General features: G+C 67.8%; 27 protein-coding genes. 8 read left to right on the top strand and 19 right to left on the bottom strand.

Annotated features, from left to right (window positions below; all coding sequences use genetic code 11):
• Positions 1 to 70 precede the first annotated feature (70 nt).
• Entirely contained in the window at positions 71 to 1,426 is a 1,356-nt protein-coding gene (locus MSZK_RS30090) for an MFS transporter (RefSeq protein WP_199203545.1), read from the top strand.
• Positions 1,423 to 2,169, top strand: coding sequence for a 3-hydroxybutyrate dehydrogenase (locus MSZK_RS30085; protein ID WP_099252178.1), 747 nt, complete (start codon positions 1,423 to 1,425; stop codon positions 2,167 to 2,169). Before MSZK_RS30090 ends, MSZK_RS30085 begins: the two co-directional genes overlap by 4 nt.
• Positions 2,170 to 2,172: 3 nt before the next feature.
• Here the strand turns inward: MSZK_RS30085 and MSZK_RS30080 are convergent, their stop codons facing one another.
• Genes MSZK_RS30080 through fadD3 form a run of 7 tightly spaced genes read right to left on the bottom strand, consistent with a single transcriptional unit; the run spans position 2,173 to position 10,143 of the window.
• Positions 2,173 to 3,471 carry a DUF222 domain-containing protein gene (locus MSZK_RS30080; RefSeq protein ID WP_142390034.1) on the bottom strand — a complete coding sequence of 433 codons (1,299 nt, stop codon included), beginning with the start codon at positions 3,469 to 3,471 and terminating at the stop codon, positions 2,173 to 2,175.
• 15 nt (positions 3,472 to 3,486) lie between these two features.
• Positions 3,487 to 4,647, bottom strand: a complete 1,161-nt coding sequence (locus MSZK_RS30075; RefSeq protein WP_099252225.1) for a pyridoxal phosphate-dependent aminotransferase — start codon at positions 4,645 to 4,647, stop codon at positions 3,487 to 3,489.
• Between the two features lie 5 nt (positions 4,648 to 4,652).
• Positions 4,653 to 5,543, bottom strand: coding sequence for a patatin-like phospholipase family protein (locus MSZK_RS30070; RefSeq protein WP_099252177.1), 891 nt, complete (start codon positions 5,541 to 5,543; stop codon positions 4,653 to 4,655).
• A 10-nt stretch (positions 5,544 to 5,553) separates the two neighbouring features.
• Positions 5,554 to 6,501 (bottom strand): acyl-CoA dehydrogenase family protein, encoded by a 948-nt coding sequence (locus MSZK_RS30065; RefSeq protein ID WP_099252176.1) that lies wholly within the window; start codon positions 6,499 to 6,501, stop codon positions 5,554 to 5,556.
• Complete coding sequence (locus MSZK_RS30060) at positions 6,498 to 7,454, bottom strand: acyl-CoA dehydrogenase family protein (RefSeq protein ID WP_099252175.1); 957 nt, start codon at positions 7,452 to 7,454, stop codon at positions 6,498 to 6,500. The genes MSZK_RS30065 and MSZK_RS30060 overlap by 4 nt, the downstream gene beginning before the upstream one ends.
• Positions 7,451 to 8,605, bottom strand: coding sequence for an acyl-CoA dehydrogenase family protein (locus MSZK_RS30055; RefSeq protein WP_099252174.1), 1,155 nt, complete (start codon positions 8,603 to 8,605; stop codon positions 7,451 to 7,453). The genes MSZK_RS30060 and MSZK_RS30055 overlap by 4 nt, the downstream gene beginning before the upstream one ends.
• Positions 8,605 to 10,143 carry a 3-((3aS,4S,7aS)-7a-methyl-1,5-dioxo-octahydro-1H-inden-4-yl)propanoate--CoA ligase FadD3 gene (gene fadD3 / locus MSZK_RS30050; RefSeq protein WP_099252173.1) on the bottom strand — a complete coding sequence of 513 codons (1,539 nt, stop codon included), beginning with the start codon at positions 10,141 to 10,143 and terminating at the stop codon, positions 8,605 to 8,607. Before fadD3 ends, MSZK_RS30055 begins: the two co-directional genes overlap by 1 nt.
• A gap of 79 nt (positions 10,144 to 10,222) precedes the next feature.
• Between fadD3 and ipdE1 the strand changes: the two genes are divergently transcribed.
• From ipdE1 to fadA6, 4 genes are read left to right on the top strand one after another with little or no spacing between them, the layout of a single operon-like run.
• Positions 10,223 to 11,371 (top strand): acyl-CoA dehydrogenase IpdE1, encoded by a 1,149-nt coding sequence (gene ipdE1, locus MSZK_RS30045; protein ID WP_099252172.1) that lies wholly within the window; start codon positions 10,223 to 10,225, stop codon positions 11,369 to 11,371.
• Positions 11,371 to 12,162, top strand: coding sequence for a (5R,7aS)-5-hydroxy-7a-methyl-1-oxo-2,3,5,6,7,7a-hexahydro-1H-indene-carboxyl-CoA reductase (ipdF, locus tag MSZK_RS30040; RefSeq protein WP_099252171.1), 792 nt, complete (start codon positions 11,371 to 11,373; stop codon positions 12,160 to 12,162). Before ipdE1 ends, ipdF begins: the two co-directional genes overlap by 1 nt.
• The gene (gene kstR2 / locus MSZK_RS30035) at positions 12,159 to 12,749 is read left to right on the top strand and encodes a TetR family transcriptional regulator KstR2 (RefSeq protein ID WP_099252170.1); all 591 of its coding nucleotides are present in this window, start codon (positions 12,159 to 12,161) and stop codon (positions 12,747 to 12,749) included. Before ipdF ends, kstR2 begins: the two co-directional genes overlap by 4 nt.
• Before the next feature lie 10 nt (positions 12,750 to 12,759).
• Entirely contained in the window at positions 12,760 to 13,917 is a 1,158-nt protein-coding gene (fadA6, locus tag MSZK_RS30030; protein WP_099252169.1) for a steroid 3-ketoacyl-CoA thiolase FadA6, read from the top strand.
• 18 nt (positions 13,918 to 13,935) lie between these two features.
• On the opposite strand, the gene MSZK_RS30025 is transcribed toward fadA6, so the two are convergent.
• From MSZK_RS30025 to echA20, 8 genes are read right to left on the bottom strand one after another with little or no spacing between them, the layout of a single operon-like run.
• Complete coding sequence (locus MSZK_RS30025) at positions 13,936 to 15,048, bottom strand: NDMA-dependent alcohol dehydrogenase (protein WP_099252168.1); 1,113 nt, start codon at positions 15,046 to 15,048, stop codon at positions 13,936 to 13,938.
• Positions 15,049 to 15,094: 46 nt separating this feature from the next.
• Complete coding sequence (locus tag MSZK_RS30020) at positions 15,095 to 15,841, bottom strand: hypothetical protein (RefSeq protein ID WP_099252167.1); 747 nt, start codon at positions 15,839 to 15,841, stop codon at positions 15,095 to 15,097.
• Positions 15,838 to 16,470, bottom strand: coding sequence for a SatD family protein (locus MSZK_RS30015; RefSeq protein WP_099252166.1), 633 nt, complete (start codon positions 16,468 to 16,470; stop codon positions 15,838 to 15,840). The genes MSZK_RS30020 and MSZK_RS30015 overlap by 4 nt, the downstream gene beginning before the upstream one ends.
• 42 nt (positions 16,471 to 16,512) lie before the next feature.
• The gene (locus MSZK_RS30010) at positions 16,513 to 16,944 is read right to left on the bottom strand and encodes a nitroreductase family deazaflavin-dependent oxidoreductase (RefSeq protein ID WP_233211598.1); all 432 of its coding nucleotides are present in this window, start codon (positions 16,942 to 16,944) and stop codon (positions 16,513 to 16,515) included.
• A 30-nt stretch (positions 16,945 to 16,974) separates the two neighbouring features.
• Complete coding sequence (gene ipdC, locus MSZK_RS30005) at positions 16,975 to 18,039, bottom strand: (3aS,4S,5R,7aS)-5-hydroxy-7a-methyl-1-oxo-octahydro-1H-indene-4-carboxyl-CoA dehydrogenase (RefSeq protein WP_099252165.1); 1,065 nt, start codon at positions 18,037 to 18,039, stop codon at positions 16,975 to 16,977.
• Positions 18,039 to 18,785 carry a cholesterol ring-cleaving hydrolase subunit IpdB gene (ipdB, locus tag MSZK_RS30000; RefSeq protein ID WP_099252164.1) on the bottom strand — a complete coding sequence of 249 codons (747 nt, stop codon included), beginning with the start codon at positions 18,783 to 18,785 and terminating at the stop codon, positions 18,039 to 18,041. Before ipdB ends, ipdC begins: the two co-directional genes overlap by 1 nt.
• Complete coding sequence (locus tag MSZK_RS29995) at positions 18,782 to 19,705, bottom strand: CoA transferase subunit A (RefSeq protein ID WP_099252163.1); 924 nt, start codon at positions 19,703 to 19,705, stop codon at positions 18,782 to 18,784. Before MSZK_RS29995 ends, ipdB begins: the two co-directional genes overlap by 4 nt.
• A complete protein-coding gene (gene echA20, locus MSZK_RS29990; RefSeq protein WP_099252162.1) occupies positions 19,702 to 20,460 on the bottom strand; it encodes a (7aS)-7a-methyl-1,5-dioxo-2,3,5,6,7,7a-hexahydro-1H-indene-carboxyl-CoA hydrolase in 759 nt (252 codons plus the stop codon). Before echA20 ends, MSZK_RS29995 begins: the two co-directional genes overlap by 4 nt.
• A gap of 67 nt (positions 20,461 to 20,527) precedes the next feature.
• On the opposite strand from echA20, the gene MSZK_RS29985 reads away from it, so the two are divergent.
• Positions 20,528 to 21,307 (top strand): SDR family oxidoreductase, encoded by a 780-nt coding sequence (locus MSZK_RS29985; RefSeq protein ID WP_099252161.1) that lies wholly within the window; start codon positions 20,528 to 20,530, stop codon positions 21,305 to 21,307.
• A 12-nt stretch (positions 21,308 to 21,319) separates the two neighbouring features.
• On the top strand, positions 21,320 to 22,225 hold the full coding sequence (locus MSZK_RS29980) for an SDR family oxidoreductase (protein WP_099252160.1): 906 nt from the start codon (positions 21,320 to 21,322) through the stop codon (positions 22,223 to 22,225).
• A 13-nt stretch (positions 22,226 to 22,238) separates the two neighbouring features.
• Here the strand turns inward: MSZK_RS29980 and MSZK_RS29975 are convergent, their stop codons facing one another.
• The 4 genes from MSZK_RS29975 to MSZK_RS29960 all read right to left on the bottom strand — a co-directional run bounded on the left by MSZK_RS29975 (position 22,239) and on the right by MSZK_RS29960 (position 24,728).
• Positions 22,239 to 22,643 carry a nitroreductase family deazaflavin-dependent oxidoreductase gene (locus MSZK_RS29975; RefSeq protein WP_099252223.1) on the bottom strand — a complete coding sequence of 135 codons (405 nt, stop codon included), beginning with the start codon at positions 22,641 to 22,643 and terminating at the stop codon, positions 22,239 to 22,241.
• Between the two features lie 70 nt (positions 22,644 to 22,713).
• On the bottom strand, positions 22,714 to 23,133 hold the full coding sequence (locus MSZK_RS29970) for a nitroreductase family deazaflavin-dependent oxidoreductase (RefSeq protein ID WP_099252159.1): 420 nt from the start codon (positions 23,131 to 23,133) through the stop codon (positions 22,714 to 22,716).
• 51 nt (positions 23,134 to 23,184) lie between these two features.
• Positions 23,185 to 23,565 (bottom strand): hypothetical protein, encoded by a 381-nt coding sequence (locus tag MSZK_RS29965; RefSeq protein WP_099252158.1) that lies wholly within the window; start codon positions 23,563 to 23,565, stop codon positions 23,185 to 23,187.
• On the bottom strand, positions 23,565 to 24,728 hold the full coding sequence (locus MSZK_RS29960; protein ID WP_099252157.1) for a steroid 3-ketoacyl-CoA thiolase: 1,164 nt from the start codon (positions 24,726 to 24,728) through the stop codon (positions 23,565 to 23,567). The genes MSZK_RS29965 and MSZK_RS29960 overlap by 1 nt, the downstream gene beginning before the upstream one ends.
• Between the last annotated feature and the right edge of the window lie 166 nt (positions 24,729 to 24,894).

Genomic DNA, 24,894 nt, shown 5'->3' with positions numbered 1-24,894 from the left:
CTCATCGAGGTGTGGTCGCGATCACATGGGGGCAGTCCCCGGGATGCGGCCTAGGCGAGGAGGAGCAGCGATGAGTGTGACCACGGCGGTAAGCGGGCTGCGCAAGGTGGTCGCGGCGTCCATGGCGGGCACGGTCGTCGAGTGGTACGAGTTCTTTCTCTATGGCACCGCGGCCACCCTGGTTTTCAACAAGATCTTTTTCGCCAAGGGCACCAGCGACCTGGACGCGATCCTGGCCGCGTTCATCACCTACGCGGTGGGTTTCGCCGCGCGCCCGCTCGGCGGTGTGGTGTTCGGCCACTTCGGCGACAAGTACGGCCGCAAGAAGCTGCTGCAGTTCAGCCTGGTGCTGGTCGGGGTGTCGACGTTTCTGATGGGTTGCCTGCCGACCTTCGGCCAGATCGGCTACTGGGCACCGACCCTTCTGGTGATTCTGCGTTTCGTCCAGGGCTTCGCCGTGGGCGGGGAGTGGGGCGGTGCGGTGCTGCTGGTGGCCGAACACAGCCCCAACCGGGAGCGGGGATTCTGGGCCAGCTGGCCGCAGGCCGGTGTGCCGGTGGGCAACATGCTGGCGACCGTGGTGTTGCTGACGCTGACCGCGACGCTGTCGGATACGGCGTTCCTGTCCTGGGGCTGGCGTGTCGCATTCTGGCTGTCCGCGGTGGTGGTGCTGGTCGGCTACTACATCCGGACCAAGGTCACCGACGCGCCGATCTTCGTCGAGGCCCAGCAGGAAGCCGAACGGATGAAGGCCGGCTCCTATGGCGTCGTCGAGGTTCTGAAGCGTTATCCCCGTGGCGTTTTCACCGCGATGGGGCTGCGCGTGGCCGAGAACATCATGTACTACCTGGTGGTCACGTTCTCGATCACCTACCTCAAGGTCCAGGTGCACGCCGACACCAGCGACATCCTCTGGTGGCTGCTGGTCGCGCACGCTGTGCATTTCGTGGTCATTCCATATGCCGGCCGGCTCTCGGACCGCTACGGCCGCAAACCGGTCTACCTGATCGGTGCGATCGGGGCGGGCGCGTGGGGCTTCGTCGCGTTCCCGATGATGAACAGCGGCCAGTACCTGCTGATCATGGGGTCCATAGTCCTGGGTCTGGTCATCCACGCTCTGATGTACGCCCCGCAGCCGGCGCTGATGGCCGAGATGTTCCCGACCCGGATGCGCTATTCCGGTGTGTCCCTTGGCTATCAGGTGACCGCGATCTTCGCCGGATCGCTGGCGCCGATCATCGCGGTGAAGCTGCTGGACATCTACGACTCGGCCGTCCCGATCGCGATCTACCTGGCCGCTGCCGCGGTGATCACCCTCATCGCGCTGGCCTTCGCCCGGGAGACGAAGGGGATCGACCTCGCTGACATCGACACCGCCGACGCCGAGCGCCATGGGCTGCCGACGTCTGCTGCGGCCACCAGGTGACCACGCTGACCGGCCGCACCGCATTGGTCACCGGTGCCGCGAGCGGCATCGGCGCGGCGTGCGCGCGTGAACTCGCCGGGCGGGGAGCGCACGTCATCGTCGCCGACCTGGACGGCGCCGGTGCCGCGGCCGTCGCCGCCGAGATCGGCGCAAAGACCTGGGCGGTCGACCTTCTCGACGTCAACGCGCTCGAGGAGTTGCGACTCGACGTCGACATCCTGGTCAACAACGCCGGGATGCAGGCGATCGACCCGATCGTGGACTATTCGCCGGAGAAGTTCCGGACGCTGCTCGCGCTGATGGTGGAGGCGCCGTTCCTGCTCATCCGGGCCGCGCTGCCGGCCATGTATGCGCGCGGGTTCGGCCGGATCGTGAATATCTCCTCGGTGCACGGCCTGCGCGCGTCGGAATTCAAGGTCGCCTACGTCACCGCCAAACACGGGTTGGAGGGCCTGTCCAAGGTCACCGCCCTCGAGGGTGGCCCCAAGGGCGTCACCAGCAACTGCGTGAATCCGGGATACGTGCGAACCCCGTTGGTGACCAAGCAGATCGCCGACCAGGCCCGCACTCACGGCATCGGCGAGCAGGAAGTGCTCGAGCGGATCCTGCTCGGCGAGAGCGCGATCAAACGACTGGTGGAACCCGAGGAGGTCGCTGACCTGGTCGGCTGGCTGACGTCACCGGCCGCGGCCATGGTGACGGGGGCGTCCTACACGATGGACGGCGGCTGGAGCGCCCGTTAGTGGTCAAGCAGCGTCGAAGGTTACCAGGTCGACACTGAGCTGACTTTCGGTGAAGCTGATCCGTTTTCGGATTGGGGGCCCTGGTAACGGTGGCGCGATGGAGCGATAGGTGGCGCCGGTCGGAGTGGTGAATGTGGCCTGATGCTTGCCGTCGCACTCGGTAGTACGTACCCGCCAGCCGCGGGCTTCTTTGGCGTAGTTGCACGCTTCGCACTCGCCCAGGCCGTTAAGCGCGCTCGTGCTCCCGGAATCGCGGTGCGGTAGCGCGTGATCCCGATGGCGAATAGGAGCGTCGCAGTACGGTGTTCGGCAGGTTTGGTCCCGCAGTCCGATGAACGCGGCCAACCCCCTTGGAAAGATCCGCGAACGCGATTCCATCGCAACCAGCTGTCCGCTGTCGGGATGCCGATAGAGCCGCCGCAGCGTGGTTCTGGCGTCTTCATCGACCGCGGCGTCGCCGACGATCTTGCACGCGAACCGGGCGGGCACCGGACCGTAGCCGTCCAGCCACGCCGACTCATCGTCGTCGCCAGCCAAGGTGGTATCGGCCATCACCAGGTTGAGTGAAACCGGTATGGGCTGGTCTGCGGGCCTACCGGTAATGCGCTCCACCACGGTGTCGGCCATGACCTGACCTCGGGAACGTCCGTCAAAAGTGGTGTCGGCTTCTCGTTTGACCGTGGCGTACAGCGCGACTCCTTGCGCGACGGGCAACAACACCGTTACGTAGGCCATGGCGTCCGGCGCAGGCCGGATCCACACGCACCGGTCGGCGGCGGCTTTGGCGGTGCGTTCGACAACGGCTTGCGCGTCCAGGCGCACGGCGATCTTCTTCGCCTCAGCCGCAACTCGGTTGTCGCCCCAGCCTTCGAGTGCCGTAGTGTCGCTACACAGTTCGGTATACAGTTGCCTACGATGCTCGATCGAAAGACAGGCTGACTCTCGCACGATCAACGTCGCGCGCCACTCGTTGAGTGCACCACATTCCAGTGCGGCGAGGGCGTGCGGCATCTCGCGTACGAGCGCGGTCGCCAACCCGAGGTGTTGGCCACCTCGTTTCGGCGCGACACGACGAGCGAGGGCCACCTCGTTGGCCAGTCCACGGCCGCGTTTCTGCTTCGGGACACCCGCTGCCGCTTCCGCCGCATGGCGCTTGGTCGCCCAGGCTTCCGTTGCGCGGGCCTGCGCGGCGGCCGCGGCGCCCTTCAGCTGTTCGAGCTGCTCGACGACCCCACGCAGCGTTGCCTCGTCGGCCTCAGCGTCGAATTCGACAACCTTTCGAACATGTAGCCGACGGTACACGGCTCTACTGACAAGTCAGCGAAGCCACGGCCCGAGCCTGCGCAGCGCCTCGTCGATATCGCCGGCCGGCCCGGCGAACGACAGCCGGACGAATGCCCCGCCACGCACCGGGTCGAAGTCGATCCCGGGAGCGATCGCCAATCCGGTATCGGCCAAAAGCTTTTCGCAGAACGTCAGTGAGTCGGAGGTGAAATCCGAGACGTCGGCGTAGACGTAGAACGCACCGTCGGTGGGTGCCAGCCTGGTGAGGCCGATCTGACGCAGACCGGCCAGCAGCGTCTCCCGGTTGGTCGCGTAGTGGTGCAGATGGCCTTGTGCTTCGGCGATGGACTCCGGCGTGAACGCCGCCACCGCGGCGAACTGCGGCAGCACCGGTGGGCAGATGGTGAAGTTGCCGGTCAGGCAGTCGACCGCGCGACGCAGTTCCCGGGGTACCAACAACCAGCCCAGCCGCCAGCCCGTCATCGCGAAATACTTCGAGAAGCTGTTCGCCACAACGGCATTACGTGATGTCTGCCATGCGCATGAGGTTTCCGGCGCACCGGGGTAGACCAGCCCGTGGTACACCTCGTCGCTGATCAGCCGGGCCCCGGTCTCGTCACACCAGGAGGCGATCGCCGCCAGTTCCTGCGGCGCGATCACGGTGCCGGTGGGATTGGCCGGGCTGGCCACGATCACGCCCTGCACCGGCGGATCCAACTCCGCGAGCATCTGCACGGTGGGCTGGAACCGGGTCTCCGGCCCGCACGGGATCTCCACCACCTCGCATCCCAGCGCGGACAGGATGTTGCGGTAGCAGGGATAGCCCGGGCTGGCGATGGCCACCCGGTCACCGACGTCGAAGCAGGCCAAGAAGGCCAACAGGAAACCACCCGAGGACCCGGTGGTCACCACCACGTCGTCTGCGCTGACGTCCAGGCTGTAGCGGTCGGCGTAGGAACTGGCGATCGCCTCCCGCAGCTCCGGAATGCCGAGCGCGACGGTGTAGCCCAGCTGGTTGGCCGCCAGCGCGGCCGCGGCGGCTGCCCGCACCGGCTCGGGGGCGCCGACACTGGGTTGGCCCGCCGAGAGGTTCACCAGGTCGCCGTGGGTGCGCTGGCGCTCGGCGGCGGCCAGCCACACGTCCATCACATAGAACGGCGGGATACCGGCCCGCAACGCGACGCGACTGTTCACTCCGGTCACGTTAGAACATCTGCCTCGGGCGGGCGCTGACCGTACAGGCCGGGGCCGTCGCCGATCCGGAGGTTGTCGAGGAACCGGCGGGCGTAGGTGTAGGCGTCCTCGATCAACGCGGTGGTGTGGCTGAAGTCCAGGGGTGACACCAACTTGGGCGACGGACCCGGCAGGTACACCACCGGCAGTTCGTTGGCGACCAGGGTCGCCTCGGCCACCGCCTGCGAGCGCATGGTGACCAATGCCGTGTACAGCACGATGTCGGCGATGGTGTCGGTCGAGGCGGGCAGCTGGCCGGGGAAGAAGCAATCCAGCACGATCAGCGATCGCGCCCCCATCGCGACCGCCTGCCGCATGGGCACGTTGGCCACGACTCCACCGTCGTAGAGCCGCAGGCCGTCGTGGTTCACCGGCGGATAGATGCCGGGGATCGCCGCACTGGCCAGCAGGGCCGGCAACAGCGGGCCCGAGCGCAGTACGTGCGGTGCCGCCGTTGCGACGTCCATCGTGACGGCGGCGAAGGGCAGCGCCAGATCGCTGAAATCGGTGCTGCTGCCCAGGAATTCGGCGATCACCTCGGCCAGCCCGGTGTTGGGGAACAGGTGTGTCTTGACCCGCTGCAGCATGAGCGCCTGGGCGATGAGGCCGCCGGGGAACACCCGGTCTCGGGTCATCCGTGCCCAGGCGTGGGAGAGGCGGTGCGCCGCGCCGGTCGGATCCGAGGCCAGCACCGCACCGTTGATCGAGCCGACGGACGTCCCGGCCACCAGGTCTGGTCGCAGATCGCGCTCGCTGAGCGCCTGCAGCATTCCGACCTGGATTGCACCGAGGCTGCCACCGCCGCCCAGGACGTAGCCGATCGGCCGGGGAAGATCCTCGACGGAACCGGTCGCCATGCTGCCTAGGCTAGAGCACCTCGGATTCGAGCCGGTGAAGTTGATCCGACACTGTGCCCAGCAACTGGGCGCTGCCGTGCGCCCGCTTGAAGTACAGCTGGATGTCGTGCTCCCAGGTGATCGCGATGCCACCGTGCAACTGGATCGCCTCGCCGGCCACCGTCGTGAACGCCTCGGTGGCGGACAGCCGGGCCAGGGCGGCCGACACCGGGGTGGGCTGGGCCACCGCATCGCCGACGAGGGCACGGGCGGACTGCACCGCGACATACAGGTCGGCCATCCGGTGCTTGAGCGCCTGGAAGCTGCCGATCGGCCGGCCGAACTGCACACGTTCCTTGGTATAGGCGACCGTGAGGTCCAGACACCGCGCGGCGGCACCGATCTGCTCGGCCGCGAGCAGGATCGCCGCCGTGTCCGCCAATCCCGGGTCGGTGCCGATCGGGGCCGTGGAGCCGGCCGACAGCCGGGCCAGCCGACGGGTCGGATCCATCGTCACCAGGGTCTCGGCGGTGACGTCACTCCACCGGTTCAGCGAGCCGTCCTCTACCGCGACCACCACGTCGGCGACGTCTCCGTTGACCACGTATCCGGGGTCGAAGACCACCGCACCGATGGACTCGCCGGCCGCCAGCTGCTCGAGTGCGTCGGTGTCGGGTTCGTCGGCGGCCAGCAGTGCCAGCTCGGTCAGCGTCGTGCCGAACAGCGGCGTGGGAACCAGGCCACGGCCGAGCTCCTCGAGAACGGCTGCGGCATCGGCCAGTTCGCCGCCGGCGCCGCCGAGTTCCTCGGGTACGACGAGCGCGGCGACACCCACCTGCTCGCAGAGCATCGCCCACAGCGATTCGTCGTAGCCGCGCGGCGACTCCATCGCCTCCCGGACCGCGGCGGGGGAGGCGTGTTTGTCGATCAGCGCGACGACGGTGTCGCGCAGCATCTGCCGTTCTTCAACCGAGGTCATGCCAGCGCCTCCAGCACGCGACGTCGATGGCTGGCCGGATCGCCCCAGGCCGAATGCAGTGCCTGCACGCGCAGCAGCCACAGCGACAGATCGTGTTCGGAGGTGAACCCGATGGCGCCGTGGGTCTGCAGGGACGACCGCGCCGCGAGCAGGGCGGCGTCCGAGGCGGCGGCCTTGGCGGCACTGACATCGCGCGCGGTGTCCGGTGACCCGTCGGCCAGCGACAGCGCCGCGCCGTAGACCAGGGGGCGGGCCATCTCCACCGCGATGTGGACGTCGGCCAGCTTGTGCTTGATCGCCTGGTAACCGCCGATGACCCGGCCGAACTGGCTGCGCTGCTTGGCGTATTCCACCGACATGTCCAGCATCGCCTGGGCGGCGCCGACCAGCTGCGCCGCGGTCGCGAGCGCACCGATGTCGTACGCGCGCGCCACGTCGGCGGCGCTGGTGTCGGCGCCCACGGTCACGTCGAAGAGGGTGCGGGTTGGGTCGACGGACTCGTGGCCGTCGCCCACGGTCGCATCGCCGACCTGGCCGTCCTGGGCCAGCAGCGTCACTCCGGCGAAGTCGGCGTTGACCGCGCGCGGCACCGCGGGCGGCAGCGCCACCGTGGCGATCAGGTCGCCGGCCGCCAAAGCGGCGGAACGCTCGTCGTCCGCAAGCAGAACCGGTGCGACGGCGATGGATTCGGTGACCGGACCCGGTACGTTCCAGCGGCCGAGGCGCTCCAGCGCGACCACCAGGTCGACCGGGTGGGCCTCGATGCCGTCATAGCGCTCCGGCACCGTCAGGGCGGTGACGCCCAGGTCGGTCAGCGTCGACCACACCTTGCGGGCCGGCGCGGTGTCACCGTCGGCCCAGGCCCGCACCGTGCTCGGCACGTCGGCGGCCCCCAAGGCGGCGTCGATGCTCGCGGCGAAGTCCCGCTGCTGTTCGTCGAGTGCGAATTTCATTTCTTCGCTCCTGCGCTCGCTGAGCTCTCTCGGGGCAGCCCGAGCAGCCGCTCGGCGATGATGTTGCGCTGAATTTCGTTGGTGCCCGCGTAGATCGGGCCGCCGAGGGCGAACAGCAGACCGTCGGTCCAGGCATCGGCGAGCTCGGCGTCGGCCCCCCGCAGTTCCAGAGCGGTCTGGTGGATCGCCACGTCGAGCTCCGACCAGAAGACCTTCGTCACCGAGGATTCGGCGCCCAGCTCACCACCGCCGGCCACCCGGGTCACGGTGCCGAACGTGTGCAGCCGGTAGGCCTGCGCCTTGATCCAGGCGTCGGCCACGCGGTCGGCGATGGCCGGGTCGGCGCCCCGGTCGTGCCACTGCGACACCAACCGTTCGGCCGGCGCCAGGAAGCGGGCGGGGCTACGCAGCGACATGCCGCGCTCGTTGCTCGAGGTGCTCATCGCGGCGCGCCAGCCGTCATGCACGCCGCCGATGACGTCGGCATCCGGCACGAACACGTTGTCCAGGAATACTTCTCCGAATCCGGTGTCGCCGCCCAGCTGGGCGATCGGGCGAACCGTCACGCCCTCGGTCTTGAGATCGAACATGAAGTAGGTCAGCCCGCGATGGCGTTCGGCGCTGGGATCGGAGCGAAACAGGCCGAAGGCCCGGTCGCCGAACACCGCGCGGCTGCTCCAGATCTTCTGTCCGTTGAGCAGCCAGCCGCCGTCGGTCTGGGTGGCTGTCGATCGTAGTGACGCCAGATCGCTGCCCGACTCGGGTTCTGACCACGCCTGGGCCCAGATCTCTTCGCCGCTGGCCATTTTCGGCAGGACTCGGTCCAGCTGCTCTTCGGTGCCGTGCGCGAAAAGGGTGGGTGCCAGCATGGAGGTGCCGTTGGCGCTGGCCCGCCCGGGTGCGCCGGCGCGGAAATACTCTTCCTCGTAGACCACCCACTGCAACAGGCTGGCGTCCCGGCCGCCGTACTTCTCGGGCCAGGTGATCACCGAGAGGCCGGCATCGAAGAGCACCCGGTCCCAGACCCGATGCTGCTCGAACCCCTCGGCGGTGTCGTAGGACTTCGTCGGGAACGCATCGGCGTTGGCCGACAGGAAGGTGCGCACCTCCTGGCGGAACTCTTCGGTGGCGTCGTCGTAGCGCAGATCCATCAAACCATCTCTCGCAGTGTGGGTTTGACCACTTTGCCGCCGGGGTTTCGAGGCAGGGACGCCACGAAGACCACCGAGCGTGGGGTCTTGAAATTGGCCAGGTGCTTGCGGGTGTAGTCGATCACGGCCTGCTCGTCGAGGTCACTGCCGTCGCGGCGCACGATGAACGCCCGCCCGACCTCGCCGAGGCGTCCGTCGGGCACCCCGATCACGGCAGCGTCGGCGACCCCCTCGAGGCGGGCGAGCACCTGCTCCACCTCGGCCGGGTAGACGTTGAAGCCGCCGCAGATGTACATGTCCTTGAGCCGGTCGGTGATGCGCAGGTTTCCGGCCTCGTCGACGGTGCCGACGTCGCCGGTGTGCAGCCAGCCGTCGGCGTCGATCGCCGCCGCGGTGGCAGCCGGGTCGTCGAGATAGCCGAGCATGACGTTGGGTCCGCGCAGCAGCACCTCGCCGGCACCGGTCTGGTCGGGAGTGTCGATGCGCAGCTCGAAGTCGGCGATCGGCCGCCCGCAGGTGGTGGCCACGGTGACGGCGTCATCGTCGGCGCGGCACATGGTGCCGAAGCCGTTGGCCTCGGTCAGCCCGTAGGCGGTGAGCACGATGTCGAAGTCCAGCTCGGCCTGCATACGTTCGATCAGCACGACCGGCACGGTCGCCGCGCCGGTCACCGCGAAACGCAATGAACTCAGGTCGTACTGGCCGCGATTCGGGTGATCCAGCAGCGTCTGGAAGATGGTCGGCGGCCCGGGTACCACGGTGATGCGCTTCTCGGCGATCACCCGCATGGCCTGCTCGGGGTCGAAGGTCAGCAACGGAATTAGGGTGGCGCCGGTCTGCAGGCAGGCCAGGATGCCGGCCTTGTAGCCGAAGTTGTGGAAGAACGGGTTGATGCAGAGGTAGCGGTCGGCGCTGGTGAGCTGTCCGCATTCGGCCCAGGCCGCCGGGGCGGCCAGCGACTGACGGTGTGCGCACAGCACGCCTTTGCTGCGCCCGGTGGTGCCGGAGGTGAAGAGCACGTCGGACGGATCGTCTGGGCGCACCGCCGCAGCGCGGGCGTCGACCTCCGACATCGGCGCCTGCGGTCCCGCGAGGAACTCGTCCCAGGTTCCGTCCGCCTCGTCGATGGGGATGCGCACGATGTGGCGCAGCGCGGGCAGGGCGGCGCGATCCAGCTCGGCGACCCGGTCGTTGCCCAGGAAGCGGCCCATCCCGAACAGCAGCGGAGCCTCGGTGCGGGCCAGGATGTCAGATGCCTCGTCGGCGGTATAGCGGGTGTTCAGCGGCACCATCACCGCACCGGCGTAGTGGGTGGCCAGGCACGCGATCACCCAGTGCCAGGTATTCGGCGACCAGATCGCGACCTTGTCGCCGGGTTGGACCCCCAGGCCGACGATCGCGGCCGCCGCCCGGCGAACCTCGTCGCGCAGTTCGGCGAACGTGAACGTGCGGTCATCAGTGATCAGTGCGTCGTGGTCGGCGAAATCGAGTGCCATCCGGTCCAGCACCCCGGGTGTGGTGCGCGGTTGGCTCGTCATCGAGACTCCTCAAGGCCTGATACCCGGCGCATCGGTCCCGGGCTAACAAAGCAAGTGCTTGGTAGGTTAGCCTACAAGGGTGATCACGGTCGAGGAGTTCCGGGCGGAGGTCCGCGAGTGGCTGGCCGACAATCTGGTCGGTGAATACGCCGCGCTCAAAGGCCTCGGCGGCCCGGGTCGCGAGCACGAAGCCTTCGAGGAGCGGCTGGCCTGGAACCGGCACCTGGCGGCGGCAGGGCTGACCTGCCTGGGGTGGCCGGTGGAGCACGGCGGGCGCGGCCTGTCGGTCGCCCACCGGGTGGCGTTCTACGAGGAGTACGCGAAGGCCAACGCGCCGGACAAGGTCAACCACCTCGGCGAGGAACTGCTCGGGCCCACCCTGATCGCGTTCGGCACCGCCGAGCAGCAGCAGCGGTTCCTGCCGCGGATCCTCGACGTCACCGAGTTGTGGTCGCAGGGCTATTCCGAGCCCGGCGCCGGCAGTGATCTGGCCAACGTCGCCACCTCCGCCGTCCTCGACGGCGACCAGTGGATCATCAACGGGCAAAAGGTGTGGACGTCGCTGGCGCACTGGGCGCAGTGGTGCTTCGTGGTGGCCCGCACCGAGAAGGGCTCCAAGCGCCACGCCGGCCTGTCCTATCTGCTGGTGCCCCTCGATCAGCCCGGCGTGGAGATCCGCCCGATCATCCAGCTCACCGGCGACTCGGAGTTCAACGAGGTCTTCTTCACCGACGCCCGCACCGATGCCGGCCTGGTCGTCGGCGAGCCGGGCGACGGCTGGCGGGTGGCAATGGGAACGCTGACCTTCGAGCGGGGCGTGTCCACGCTGGGTCAGCAGATCCGTTATGCCCGTGAGCTTTCCGGTGTCGCCGAGCTGGCCAAGTCCACCGGGGCCATCGACGACCCGCTGATCCGCGAGCGGTTGACCCGGGCCTGGGCGGGGTTGCAGACGATGCGGTCCTATGCGCTGGCGACCATGGACGTCGAGCAGCCAGGCATGGACAACGTGTCGAAGCTGTTGTGGGCCAACTGGCACCGCGATCTCGGCGAGCTGGCCATGGACATCAAGGGCCGCGCCGGTCTGGTGCTCACCGACGGTGAGTTCGACGAATGGCAGCGGCTGTTCCTGTTCTCCCGGTCGGACACCATCTACGGCGGATCCAACGAGATCCAGCGCAACATCATCGCCGAGCGCGTACTCGGCCTACCTCGAGAGGCGAAGGGCTAGTGGCGTCATTGTCGGAAGTGCCCGAGGAAATCGCGGGCCACGGTCTGCTCACCGGGAAGGTCGTCGTGGTCACCGCGGCCGCGGGCACCGGCATCGGATCCTCCACGGCCCGGCGCGCGCTGCTGGAGGGCGCCGACGTCGTCATCTCCGACCACCACGAGCGCCGACTTGGCGAAACCCGGGACCAGCTGGCCGAATTGGGATTGGGCCGGGTCGAGGCGGTGGTGTGTGACGTCACCTCCACCGCCCAGGTCGACGCGCTCATCGCGTCCACCACGGCCCGGTTGGGCCGGCTCGACGTGTTGGTCAACAATGCCGGGCTCGGTGGTGAGACCCCCGTCGTCGACATGACCGACGAAGAATGGGACCGGGTGCTCAACGTGACGTTGACCTCGGTGATGCGGGCGACCCGCGCGGCGCTTCGGTACTTCCGTGACGCCGGCCATGGCGGCGTGATCGTGAACAACGCCAGCGTGCTGGGCTGGCGGGCGCAGCACTCCCAGTCGCACTACGCCGCCGCCAAGGCCGGCGTGATGGCACTGACCCGCTGCAGCGCCATCGAAGCCGTCGAATACGGGGTCCGGATCAACGCGGTCTCACCGAGCATCGCCCGGCACAAGTTCTTGGAGAAGGTCAGCTCGGCCGACCTGCTCGACCGGCTGTCCGAGGGTGAGGCCTTCGGCCGGGCGGCCGAGCCGTGGGAGGTGGCGGCGACCATCGCCTTCCTGGCCAGCGAGTACTCCAGTTACCTGACCGGCGAAGTCATTTCGGTGTCGAGCCAACGCGCATGACCGACCAGCCGGTCAGCCGTCGCGACGAGCTTCTGGTGCTCGCCGCGACGATGTTCGCCGAACGCGGTCTGCGCGCGACCACCGTGCGCGACATCGCCGACTCGGCGGGCATCCTGTCCGGCAGCCTCTATCACCACTTCACCAGCAAGGAACAGATGGTCTCCGAGGTCCTTCGGGACTTCCTGGACTGGCTGTTCGACCGCTACCAGCAGGTGATCGCCACCGAGCCGAATCCGCTGGAGCGGCTCAAGGGCCTGTTCATGTTGTCCTTCGAAGCGATCGAAGACCGGCACGCACAGGTGGTCATCTACCAGGACGAAGCCAAACGGCTGTCGGCGCTGCCGCAGTTCGACTTCGTCGAGGCCCGCAACAAAGAGCAGCGGAAGATGTGGCTCGACCTGCTCAACTCCGGTGTCGAGCAGGGCTACTTCCGCCCGGACATCGACGTCGACGTGGTGTACCGGTTCATCCGGGATACCACCTGGGTGTCCGTGCGCTGGTATCAACCGGGTGGCCCGCTGACGGCCGAAGAAGTTGGCCGCCAATACCTTTCCATCGTCCTCGGCGGAATAGCCGCCGCAAAGTAAGGAGATCGACATGGCCCCCGCTTCACAGGCATACGTCATCGACGCCGTGCGCACCGCGGTCGGCAAGCGCAACGGTTCGCTGGCCCACGTTCATCCCATCGACCTCGGCGTGGTGGCGTTCCGCGGCATCTTCGACCGGGTGGACGTCGACCCGGGAGCCGTCGACGACGCGATCGTGGGCTGCCTGGACACCATCGGCCCGCAGGCCGGCAACATCGGTCGCAACACCTGGCTGGCGGCCGGCTTCCCCGAAGAGGTGCCGGGGGTGACCGTCGATCGTCAGTGCGGCTCCAGCCAGCAGGCGATTTCCTTTGGCGCACAGGCCATCATGGCCGGCACGGCGGATCTGATCCTGGCCGCAGGCATGCAGAACATGAGCCGCATCCCGATCTCGTCGGCGATGACCGTCGCTGAGCAGTTCGGCTTCACCTCGCCGACCAACGAGTCGGAGAACTGGCTGCACCGCTACGGCGATCAGGAGATCTCGCAGTTCCGCGGCGCGGAGATGATTGCCGAGAAGTGGGGCCTTTCCCGCGAGGAGATGGAAGAGTTCTCCAAGGGCAGCCACGACAAGGCCTTCGCCGCCATCCGCAACGGCAACTTCGAGAACGAGATCGTCCCGGTCGGTGATTTCCGCACCGACGAGGGCCCACGCGAGTCCACCCTGGAGAAGCTGGCCAGCCTGAAGACGCTGCGCGAGGGTGGCCGCTTGACCGCGGCCATGGCCAGCCAGATCTCCGATGGCGCGAGCGCGGTGCTGCTGGCCAGCGAGCAGGCCGTGAAGGACCACAAGCTGACCCCGCGCGCCCGTATCCACCACATCAGCGCCCGCGGCGCCGATCCGGTGTTCATGCTGACCGGCCCGATCCCGGCCACCAAGTACGCGCTGGACAAGGCCGGCCTGACCATCGACGACATCGATGTCGTCGAGATCAACGAGGCGTTCGCGCCGGTGGTGATGGCCTGGCTCAAGGAGACCAAGGCCGATCCGGAGAAGGTCAACCCCAACGGCGGCGCGATCGCCCTGGGTCACCCGCTCGGCGCCACCGGAGCCAAGCTGTTCACCACCATGCTCAACGAACTGGAGCGCCGCGGCGGCCGCTACGGCCTGCAGACCATGTGTGAGGGTGGCGGCACCGCCAACGTCACGATCATCGAACGGCTCTGACGGGTCGCCGGCCGCACGTCAGAGGTCGTGGATGACCACGCCTCGGATGTTGCGGCCGGCAAGCATGTCGCCGTAGGCGTCGTTGATCTCGCCGAGCTTGTATTCGTGGGTGACGGTCTCGTCGAGGAGCAGCTTGCCTTCGCGGTAGAGGCTGAGCAGCCGCGGGATGTCGGCGCGCGGGTTGGCCTGACCGTAAAGGCTGCCGAGCAGCCGCTTCTGGAACAGCGTGAACATGGTCATCGGCAGTGTCGGTGTCACGTCGGTCATCGGGGCGAGGGCGGTGAGCACCACGGCCCCACCCTTGCTGACGAGTTCGAGCGCGTCGTTGATCATCGACCCCTCGACCAGGCCGACGGTCAGCAGCGCGGAATCGGCCATCACGCCTTTGGTGAGCTCGCGGACCAGTTCGGTGCCTTCGGCGATCGACGTCGCGAAGTGGGTGGCACCGAACAGAAAAGCCTTGTCCCGCTTGGCTTCCACGATGTCGATCACGATGATCTTCTCCGCGCCGGCCAGCCGGGCACCCTGGATGGCGCCGCTGCCGATACCGCCGCAGCCGATCACCACCACGGTGTCGCCGGGGCGCACGTCGGCGGTGTTGACGGCCGAACCCCAGCCCGTGGTGACACCGCAGCCCAGCAGGCAGGCTCGGCTCAGCGGGATGTCGTCGTCGATCTTGACCAGTGACGCCTCGGGAACCGTGCCGTACGGGGCGAAGGTGCCCAATCCGATTGCGGCGTAGATGTCTTGGCCGCGCGCGTGCCGCCGGAACGTGCCATCGGGCTGCAGCCCCATCAGGATCTCGGCACCCATGTCGCACAGGTTCGACTTGCCGGTCGCGCACCAGCGGCACCGGCCGCAGGCGGGCAGGAACGCGGCAACGATGTGATCGCCGACCTTGAGGTTGCGCACACCGGGCCCGACCTCTCGCACGATGCCCGCGCCTTCGTGACCGCCGATCAGCGGGATCGGTGCCACCAGGTCGCCGTCGCGAATGTGATGGTCGGAATGACACAGGCCGGTGGCCTCGAACGAGACGAGGACCTCGCCTTCCTTGGGGGGATCGAGCTCGACTTCCTCGACGCTCCAATCCTGTCCGTACTCCCACAGGATGGCGGCATTCATCTTCATGAGGGACAAGGTATGACGCCGAGCCCGCTCACCGGCGACGAATCGGCTAACCGAGAGCGGTCAGCGCCAGACCGCCGAGCGCGACGATCCAACTCGCGAAGCTGCCGACCAAAAAGTACTCGGTGACATCGTCGATTCCGATTCCCCCCTTCTCCCGGGCCTTTTGGGCATTGATCTCGGGGAAGCGGATGATGCTCTTGGCCGCCACCACCGCGGTCGCGGCGGTCGGTTGCCCGGCCAGGCTCAGGCCGAAGATCAGCAGCCGCTCCATCGGGCCGAGCAGACGGCCACCCTTGAGCCGATCGGACGGCTGCGGCTGACCGGCGGGCTTGACCGAGCCCACCGAGCCGAGCAGCAACCGGACCAGCTGGTTGCCGGTGACCAGCTGCAGCAGGATCACGCCCGCCACCAACACGATTCGGGTCGGATCGGACGGCGCCGGTCCGGTCAGCGGGGCCCAGTCCACCCACGCTTTGACCAACCCGGTGACCGGCGAGCCCAGCCCGGACAGCGCGATCAGCACGGCCAGCACCGCGCCGAACAGCACCAGCGGTGCCGCCTGCCTGCGGCGCCCGGCGAGCTGGGCGGCTTCGCAGCTCACCTCCCACGACACCGCAGCCGCCGCGGCGATACTCACCAGCACGATGTCACCGAGATGCCAGAGCCCGCACAGTGCCGCGGTGACCACCGCGACCGCCGGCCCGGTGATCACCGCCGGCCAGCGCGGCGTGGTCAGCCTGCGGACGATGTCGGCGCAGCCGATGGCGATCAGCAGCACGGCCACGCCGCTCATCGCACGCTCTTGAGGTAATCGGCGGCCAGCACCAGCAGATCCAGTCCGTCGCGTGCAGTCCGCTGGGACACCGCCGAGGCACTGATGCCTTCCATCGCTGCCAGTTCCTTCTTGGTCGTGTGCCCGAGCAGCCCCCGCAGCAGTCGCAGGGACCGGGCATCCATCGATCCAAGCAGGTGGTCCCGACACAACAGGGCCGCGTTGACAGCGTCGGGATCCGGCCCGGTCGGGTGCTGGCGGCGATAGGCGGTGCGCACCGCCGCCAGTGCCGGCTGCTGTTGAGCGGCGCCCGCCCACTCGATCGCTTCCCGCGCCGACCACCAGCCGGGTCCATCCTGGATGCCGGTGCCGGAGTCGAGCATGGTCACCTCGCCCCAGCCGACACCGAAGCGCACGTCGACCTCGGGTGCCAGGGCCAGCCTAACTGTGAGCGCGGCGTCGAGGGCGGCGCCGACCGTGGGATAACTGCCCTGGAACTCGTCGCCGACCGTGAATGCCAACCCGTTATGCGCCAGCGCCTGGTCGACCTGCCGATGCAGTTCGGCCCGGTCCGAGGCGTGCCGTGACCCGACGACATCACCGATCAGCGTGCCACGGACAGATGAAGCAACAGGCTTCACTTCATTCATATGAAGACTATAGCTTCATATTGACAAAATGAAGCTATCAGCTTATTCCGTGATGGTGGCGCGGAGGAAATGTTTGATCCCGGTGCGCGCGAAGGTCCGCCGCCGGTCGCGGGGGAGCATCGGCAGCGCCTCGGTGGCGTCGATCAGCTCGGGCGAGCCGACCTGGTAGGTCTGCCCCTTGCTGGTGACGCGGGCGCTCCCCGCGGTCAGCACATTGCGCACCCAGTCGGCCTGGGTGCCGTAGGGCAGCGGGATCACGATCGTGTCGCCGACCCGGTCGGCGACGACCGGTGTGGAGTACGCCTTGCCGGACCGTCGTCCCACGTGGTGCACCACCGAGGCGTACCAGTAGCGGCTGCCGGCCGGTCGCAGCATCACCGGGTTGAGCAGGTACTTGTTGGACAGGCGGATGAGCGAGCGGAACTGTCGAGGCCAGGTGTCCGGAGCCAGTGCCATGGCGTCCTCCGAAGTCATCGGACTAGTCGTGCATGGCCAAACTACGCCCTATTCGACATAGGCGCTGGCTGCCTGCAGGTGTGTGATCGCCTCGGCCACAATCGCCGGGACCAGATCGGCGCACGACGGCAGGTTCTCGATGATCCCGGCCACCTGGCCGGACGCCAATACGCCGGCCTCGGTGTTGCCCTCGACCAGTCCGGCCTTCAGCAGCATCGGAGTGTTCGCGGCCATCAGCACCTGCGCCCAGGTGAGATCCTTGCCGTGGCGCATGGCCAGGCCGTCACGGATCATGCCGGACCAGCTCATCTGCGACATCTTCTTGAACTTGGCGGCGTTGCGCACCGCAGCGGCGAAGCCACGGATGGGTGAGCCGCTTTCCAGCTTCTCCACGAGTTCGGTACGCAGCACCCGATGCGGCATGCCGTCCACTCGGGTGGAGACGACGGTCCCGTCGAGCGCGGCCTTGAGGTACCGCTGCTTGATCTCTTCGGGCACGGTGGAATCCGAGGTCAGCAGGAACCGGGTACCCATCGCCACGCCCGCGGCGCCGTAGGACAGGGCGGCGGCAAGGCCGCGCCCGTCGAAGAAGCCGCCGGCCGCCACCACCGGGATGTCGACCGCGTCGAGGACCGAGGGCAGCAGCAGCGTGGTGGCCACCGGACCGGTGTGGCCGCCGCCCTCCCCGCCCTGCACGATCACCGCGTCGGCGCCCCAGCCGGCCACCTTCTTGGCATGCTTGGCCAGGCCCACCGACGGGATCACCACGGAGCCGGCCTCTTTGAGCTTCGCGATCAATTCCTGCTTGGGCGCCAGCGCAAAGGACGCGACCTTGACGCCTTCACGGATCATCAGGTCGACCCGATCACCGGCGTCGGCAGCGTCGGCGCGGATGTTGACCCCGAACGGGCGGTCGGTGGCGGACTTCACCTTGCGGATCGCGGTCGCCAACTCGTCGATCGTCATCGTCGCCGACGCCAGGATGCCCAGGCCGCCGGCATTGGAGGTGGCCGAGACGAGACGCGCGCCGGCCACCCACCCCATGCCGGTCTGCACGACGGGATGTTCGATCCCGATGAGCTCGGTCAGCGGGGTCTTCAGGTGTGCACCCATCACTTGACTTCTTTGTCTCGCAACGACTTCGGGTCGATGACCTCTTGGATCAGCCGCTGCTCCTCGCCGGATGGCAGCCGCGAGGTCTCGGCCTCGCCCAGACCGTGCACCTCGAAGGAGGTGTTCTCGGCGACTTCCTCCGGGGTCACGCCGGGATGCAACGACACCGCCCGCATCTGGTGGTCGGGGCCGTTGAAGTCGAACACGCCGAGGTTGGTCACCACCCGGAAGACATTGACGAAGCGGTACGCCGGGTTGGCGGGATCCACCTTGTCCCAGCCGATCCCGGAGACGATGTCGACCGTGTCGCCGAACACCCGCTTGGAGTGGTTGCCCACCCAGTAGCTGGTGGCGTGGTTGATGGTGTTGCCCGGCGCACCCCGCACGCCGAACATCTGGCGGGTGGGATGCTGCAGCGGGCCGAACGCCGAGAGGTTCTGGTTGCCGTACCGGTCGATCTGGTTGGCGCCCATCACCACATGGCGACGGCCCCAGGCCAGCGTCTCGAAGACGCGGCCGAACGGCATCCAGCCCTCGATCGCGCCGGTGGCACCCAATGCCGGGGTGTCGGCCAGGATCCGGGCCTCGCCGTCGGTCAGCAGGATGTCCGGCGCGAAGGTCAGGCGGGCCAGCCGGGCGCCGATCGACACCATGTTGGCCATCGGGCTGACCATGATCTCGCCGGCGTCACGGAACAGTTCGGCGCAGGCGACGGCACACACTTCGGCGCGGGTCACGGAGATCACTTCGAGGCCTCCAGGTCTTCGGTGAACTTGCGCACGGCGGCTTGGTAATCGGCTTCGCTGCCCGACAGGTAGGTGGCGACGAACTCGGCCCAGGTGTCCTCGGAGCCCGCGGCTTGCGCGTAATGGCGCTGGAACTTCTCGTCGCGGCGATAGTCGGGCTCGGCCGTGGTGAAGTGCGCCCCGCCCGGCGCCTCGACGACGGCGTCGACCATCATCCGGTTGACCAGCAGGGCCTGGGGCGGAACCGACTTCACCAGCTCCTCGGTGGAGACCACCTTCTCCACCGAGAGCAGCCGCTTCTGTGCCGACATCAGGTACAGGTCGTCGAAGTACGGGTCGATGCCGGTATAGGCCGCATTGCCCTGTGCGTCACCGAGATTGAGGTGTACCAGCGCGACGTCGAGGTTGAGTGCGGGCATGGCGACCAGCTCTTCGTAACCGTCGCCTTCCGGCGGGCAGGAGCGAAGCGACCCGGGATTTCGGACGGGGTAGGGGGACTTCACCGTCTTGAGCTCGTCGCCCCAGAACGCCCGGACATCGCTGCCCAGCCCGGCGCGGATCGGCAGGAACGGCAGTCGTTGAGCGGCGGCCTGCAGCCCGCAGCGCAGCATGCCCTCGTCCATTTCCCGGGCTTCGATCGCGCCGGTGGTGCGGGCCTTGGCGAACCACGGGTCGTAGAACGGCGGCGAGTCCAGCGACACGAAGCCGTAGTAGACGCGCTTGACCTTGCCCGCCGAGCAGAGCAGTCCGAGATCGGGTCCGCCGTAGGTGACGACGGTGAGGTCGGTGACGTCGGTGCGCAGCAGCGCCCGGATGAACGCCATCGGCTTGCGCCGTGAACCCCAGCCGCCGAGGCCGATCGTCATCCCGCTTTCGACGACAGAGACGGCCTCGTCGAGAGTTGTTCTCTTGTCACTCATGCCTTTTCGCCCTTCGAGGTCCCGGCGAACGCATCACGGTGCTCATCGGAGACGCCGGCCAGGTTCAGTTCGAACGTGAAGCCCTGCTCCATCCGGTAGCGGGCGTTGACCGGCTGGACGTCGATGAAGTTCAGCGCCTCCTTGGCGGCGCGGATCACCCGGGTGTCCTTCGATGCGATGTCGCGGGCAACCCGCAAGGCTGCTTCGTCGAGATCGGCGCGGGGCACCACCTCGTGCACCGACCCGAAGTGATGCAGGGTCTCGGCGCTCACCGTCGCGGCGGTGAAGAACAGCCGACGCATCATGTGCTGCGGCACCAGGCGGGAGAGGTGGGTGGCCGCGCCCAGTGCGCCGCGTTCCACCTCGGGCAGGCCGAATTTCGCGTCGTCGGAAGCGACGATCACGTCGGCGTTGCCGACCAGGCCGATGCCGCCGCCGACGCAGAAGCCGTTGACGGCGGCGACCACCGGCACCTCGCACTCGTAGACGGCCTTGAACGCGGCGAAGCAGCCGCGGTTGGCGTCGATCAGAGCGGTGAAGCCCTCGGTGTTCTGCATTTCCTTGATGTCGACGCCGGCGTTGAAGCCGCGGCCTTCGGCGCGCAGGATCACCACGTGGGTGCTCATGTCGCGCCCCGCGGCGGTGATGGCATCGGCGAGTTCGAACCAGCCGCGGGACGGGATGGCGTTGACGGGGGGATAGTCCACCGTGACGGCGACGATGCCCGGTTCGACGGTCTTGGACGTGATGGTCATCGGGTTCCTCAGCCACTTCCTGACGGGGTGGATACCTAAGCAAGCACTTGCTTGGTACGCTAGCACAGTGACCGACGCGGCTGACACTGGCATCAACCTGCAACTGAGTGGCCGGGTCGTTCTCGTGACCGGTGGAGTGCGCGGGGTCGGCGCCGGAATCAGCGCGGTTTTCGCCGCCCAGGGCGCCACCGTCGTCACGTGCGCCCGGCGTCCGGTCGAGGGATCGCCGTATGAGTTCCGGGCCTGTGACATCCGCGACGACGATGCCGTCAAGGCGCTCATCGACGGAATCGTCGCCGACCACGGGCGCCTCGACGTGGTGGTGAACAACGCCGGCGGCTCCCCGTACGTCCTGGCCGCCGACGCGTCGGCGAAGTTCAGCACCAAGATCGTCGAGCTCAATCTGCTTGGCGCGCTTTCGGTGTCGCAGCACGCCAACGCCGTGATGCAGGCGCAGGACTCCGGCGGCACGATCATCAACATCACCAGCGTGAGCGGCCGGCGGCCCACCCCGGGCACCGTCGCCTACGGCGCGGCCAAGGCGGGCATGGAGAACATGACCACCACGCTGGCCGTCGAATGGGCGCCGAAGGTTCGGGTCAACTCCGTCGTCGTCGGCATGGTCGAGACCGAGCAGTCCGAACTCTTCTACGGCGACGCCGATTCGATCGCGGCGATATCGGCGAACGTGCCGCTGGGCAGGCTGGCCAAACCCGAGGACATCGGTTGGGCCACCGCGTTTCTGGCTTCCCCGGCGGCGTCCTACATCAGCGGTGCGTCACTGGAGGTGCATGGTGGCGGGGAGCCACCGCACTACCTGTCGACCACCACTGCCGACATCAAATAAGGAGACAACTCGATGGGATTTCTCGACGGCCGCGTAGTGATCGTGACCGGTGCCGGTGGCGGCATCGGACGGGCGCACGCCCTGGCATTCGCCGCCGAGGGGGCGCGCGTGGTGGTCAACGACATCGGCGTCGGCCTCGACGGATCACCGGCCGGTGGGGGTAGCGCGGCCCAGGGCGTGGTCGACGAAATCGTGGCCGCCGGTGGTGAAGCCGTCGCCAACGGCTCCAACGTCGCCGACTGGGCGCAGGCCGAGGCGCTGATCCAGACCGCGGTCGACTCGTTCGGCGGACTCGACGTGCTGGTGAACAATGCCGGCATCGTGCGGGACCGGATGTTCGTCAACGCCACCGAGGACGAGTTCGACGCGGTCACCGCCGTGCATCTCAAGGGCCATTTCGCGACCATGAAGCACGCCGGTGCGTACTGGCGGGCGCAGTCCAAGGCCGGTAACGCCGTGGACGCGCGCATCATCAACACCAGCTCCGGCGCCGGCCTGCAGGGCAGTGTCGGCCAGGCAACCTACAGCGCGGCCAAGGCCGGGATCGCCGCGCTGACCCTGGTCGCGGCGGCCGAGATGGGCCGCTTCGGGGTGACCGTGAACGCGATTGCGCCGTCGGCGCGCACCCGGATGACCGAGACCGTCTTCGCCGACATGATGGCCACACAGGGCAACGATTTCGACGCCATGGCCCCGGAGAACATCTCACCGTTGGTGGTGTGGCTGGGCAGTGTCGAGTCCAAGGACGTCACCGGGCGGGTGTTCGAGGTCGAAGGCGGCATCATCCGGGTGGCCGAGGGCTGGAACCGCGGTGCCGAGGCCGACAAGGGCGCCCGCTGGGATCCCGCCGAACTCGGCCCGGTGGTGGGCGACCTGCTGGCCAAGTCGCGCACACCGCTGCCGGTCTTCGGGGCCTAGCGCCCAGACCGGGTCACCGCGGCTCGCACACCACCAGCGGGATGCGGCGGTCCGCGGCGTCCTGATAACCCTTGTACGGCGGGTAGATTCGGGTGAGCTTGCGCCAGTAGACGCGGCGCTCGTCGTCGGTGGCGTCCCGTGCGGTCATCTCCCGCACCGCGTCGCGTACCTGAACCCGGACCCGCGGTTCGGCCTTGAGATTGAGGTACCACGCGGGATGGGCGTTGCGTCCGCCGTAGGACGCGGGCAACACGATCCGCTCGCCGTCCTGCAGGTACAGGGTGGCGGTGGTGCGCGGCTGACCCGATTTGCGGCCGGTGGTCGTCACCAGCGCCGCGGGAAACCACAGGAGCCTGGCGCCCAACTTCCCGTTCGTGCGGCGATACACCGCGATGTGGGCGCGGGCGAAGTACTTCATCGCCTTGGCCAGCAGACCCGAGTTGCGAATGGGATGGGACGTGTCGGTCACGTCCCTAACGTGCCCCGCTTTACGGATCGCAAATCACGATGGGGATGACGCGGTCGGTCCAGGACTTGTAGTCCTCGAAACCGGTGTAGAACGCCGTCATCTTCGGCCAGTACTCGGCACGCTCGGCCTCGGTGGCGTCGCGCGCCGTCAACTCGAGCACCTCGTCCTTGATCTGCACCTTCACCTTCGGGTTCGCCTTGAGGTTCAGGTACCACAGCGGGTGCTTGTCGCTGCCGCCCTGGGACGCCACCAGCACCACTCGATTGCCCTCGCGCAGGAAGAGCAGTGGCGCCACCCGGGGTTCACCGCTCTTGCGCCCGATCGTCGTCAGCAGCGCCACCGGCGCGCCTTCGAGGAAGCTGCCGCCGATCTTGCCCTTGCTCGCCTTGTAGACCGCGGTCTGCGCGCGTGACATCCACTTGATGATGACCTTCGTCATCGGTGAGTCGAGGCCCTTGGGGCGCGGTTTGGGCACGAAGAACTCCTCGGGCTAGCGCGTCAGGAAGGGGCGGATGTTCGCCCGGATGTGATGGATCTTGCCATCGGTGGCCGGGATCAGGAACGTCTCGTCGATGTGCGCGCCGACTTTGCGTCCGGCCAGCGACGGTTTGGTCACCAGGTCGAAGCGGGCATGGACTTCGTCGCCGACCACACGGAACTCCGGCTCGGACACCGATGCGATCACCCGGTACTGAAGTCCGCGATTGAGGCTGCGGCGCAGGTGATCTCCGGAGAAGCCGGTCTTCAGCCCGACTTCCACGCGGGTGCAGCCCGGCGCGAACGGTACCTGGTCAGCGCGGTGGCTGGCCAGCGCCTCGATGTAGGCCCGCGCCGCGGCGATCCGCGCTTCGTCGGGAACGGGAGAGGCCACTAGATCCGCTCGATGATGGTGCCGGTGGACAGCGCGCCGCCGGCACACATGGTGATCAGGGCGGTGCTCTTGTCGGTGCGCTCCAGTTCGTGCAGCGCGGTGGTGATCAACCGGCTGCCGGTGCTGCCGACAGGATGGCCCAGCGCGATCGCGCCGCCGTTGACGTTGACCTTGTCCATGTCGGCGTCGTGCACCTGGGCCCAGCTCAGCACCACCGACGCGAACGCCTCGTTGATCTCGACCAGGTCGATGTCGCCCAGCTTCATGCCGGCCTTCTCCAGAACCCGGGTGGTGGACTGCACGGGGCCGTCCAGGTGGTAGTAGGTTTCGGCGCCGACGAGGGCCTGGCTGACGATCCGGGCCCGCGGCTTCAAGCCAAGGGCACGGGCCTTGTCTTCGTCCATCCACAGCACCGCCGCGGCGCCGTCGGAGATCTGCGACGAGGTGCCCGCGGTATGGCTGGCGCCTTCCATCACCGGCTTGAGGCCGGCCAGCCCCTCCATCGTCGTCTCGCGCAGCCCCTGGTCGCGGCTGACCATGTGCCGCTCGGCGGTGGGCTGCTTGTTCTCGTCGAGCACCGGCGCCTCGATCGGGGAGATCTCGCGGTCGAAGCGGTGCTCATCCCAGGCGCGCTTGGCTCGTTGCTGGGACAGGAAGCCGAGGTGGTCGAGGTCCGCGCGGGTGATGCCGCGGCGCTTGGCGATCCGCTCGGCGGCGGTGAACTGGTCGGGCATGTCGATGTCCCACGACGCGGCGCGGATCAGGGAGCGGTCCGGCCCGGCATTCGCGCCCAGGCCCACCCGGCTCATCGCCTCGATACCGCACGCGATACCCACGTCGATGGCGCCGGTGGCGATCAGCCCGGCAATCAGATGATTGGCCTGCTGGGCGCTGCCGCACTGGCAGTCGACGGTGGTGGCGCCGATCTGCTCGGGCAATCCCGCGGTCAGCCACGCCACGCGGGTGATGTTGTTGGACTGCTCGCCGTACTGGGTCACGCAACCGCCGATGACCTGCTCGACCTCTGCTGCGTCGATGCCGGCCTTCTCGACCAAGGCCTTCTGAACGGCCCCCAACAATTCGGTCGCGTGCAGGCCGGACAGCCAGCCCCCTCGCTTCCCGATCGGACTGCGGGTGGCTTCGACGATGACAGGATTACCCATGCGGTCAGGCTAGAACACGTTTCATTACTCTGACAAGCGAGGATGCCGCGGTGCCTTTTGTCTGCGGTGAAGCCATGTTTTACTGGCACTAGCCCGGATTTTGCGTGGTAATTGGTGTGGGTTCGGTGTGATGCCGAGTTGTGTTGTTGGGTAGTGGTTTTCGTGT

The organism is Mycobacterium sp. shizuoka-1 (genome assembly GCF_002723835.1).
In the GTDB taxonomy this organism is placed as follows: domain Bacteria; phylum Actinomycetota; class Actinomycetes; order Mycobacteriales; family Mycobacteriaceae; genus Mycobacterium.
This window is presented reverse-complemented; position numbering and strand designations above follow the sequence as displayed.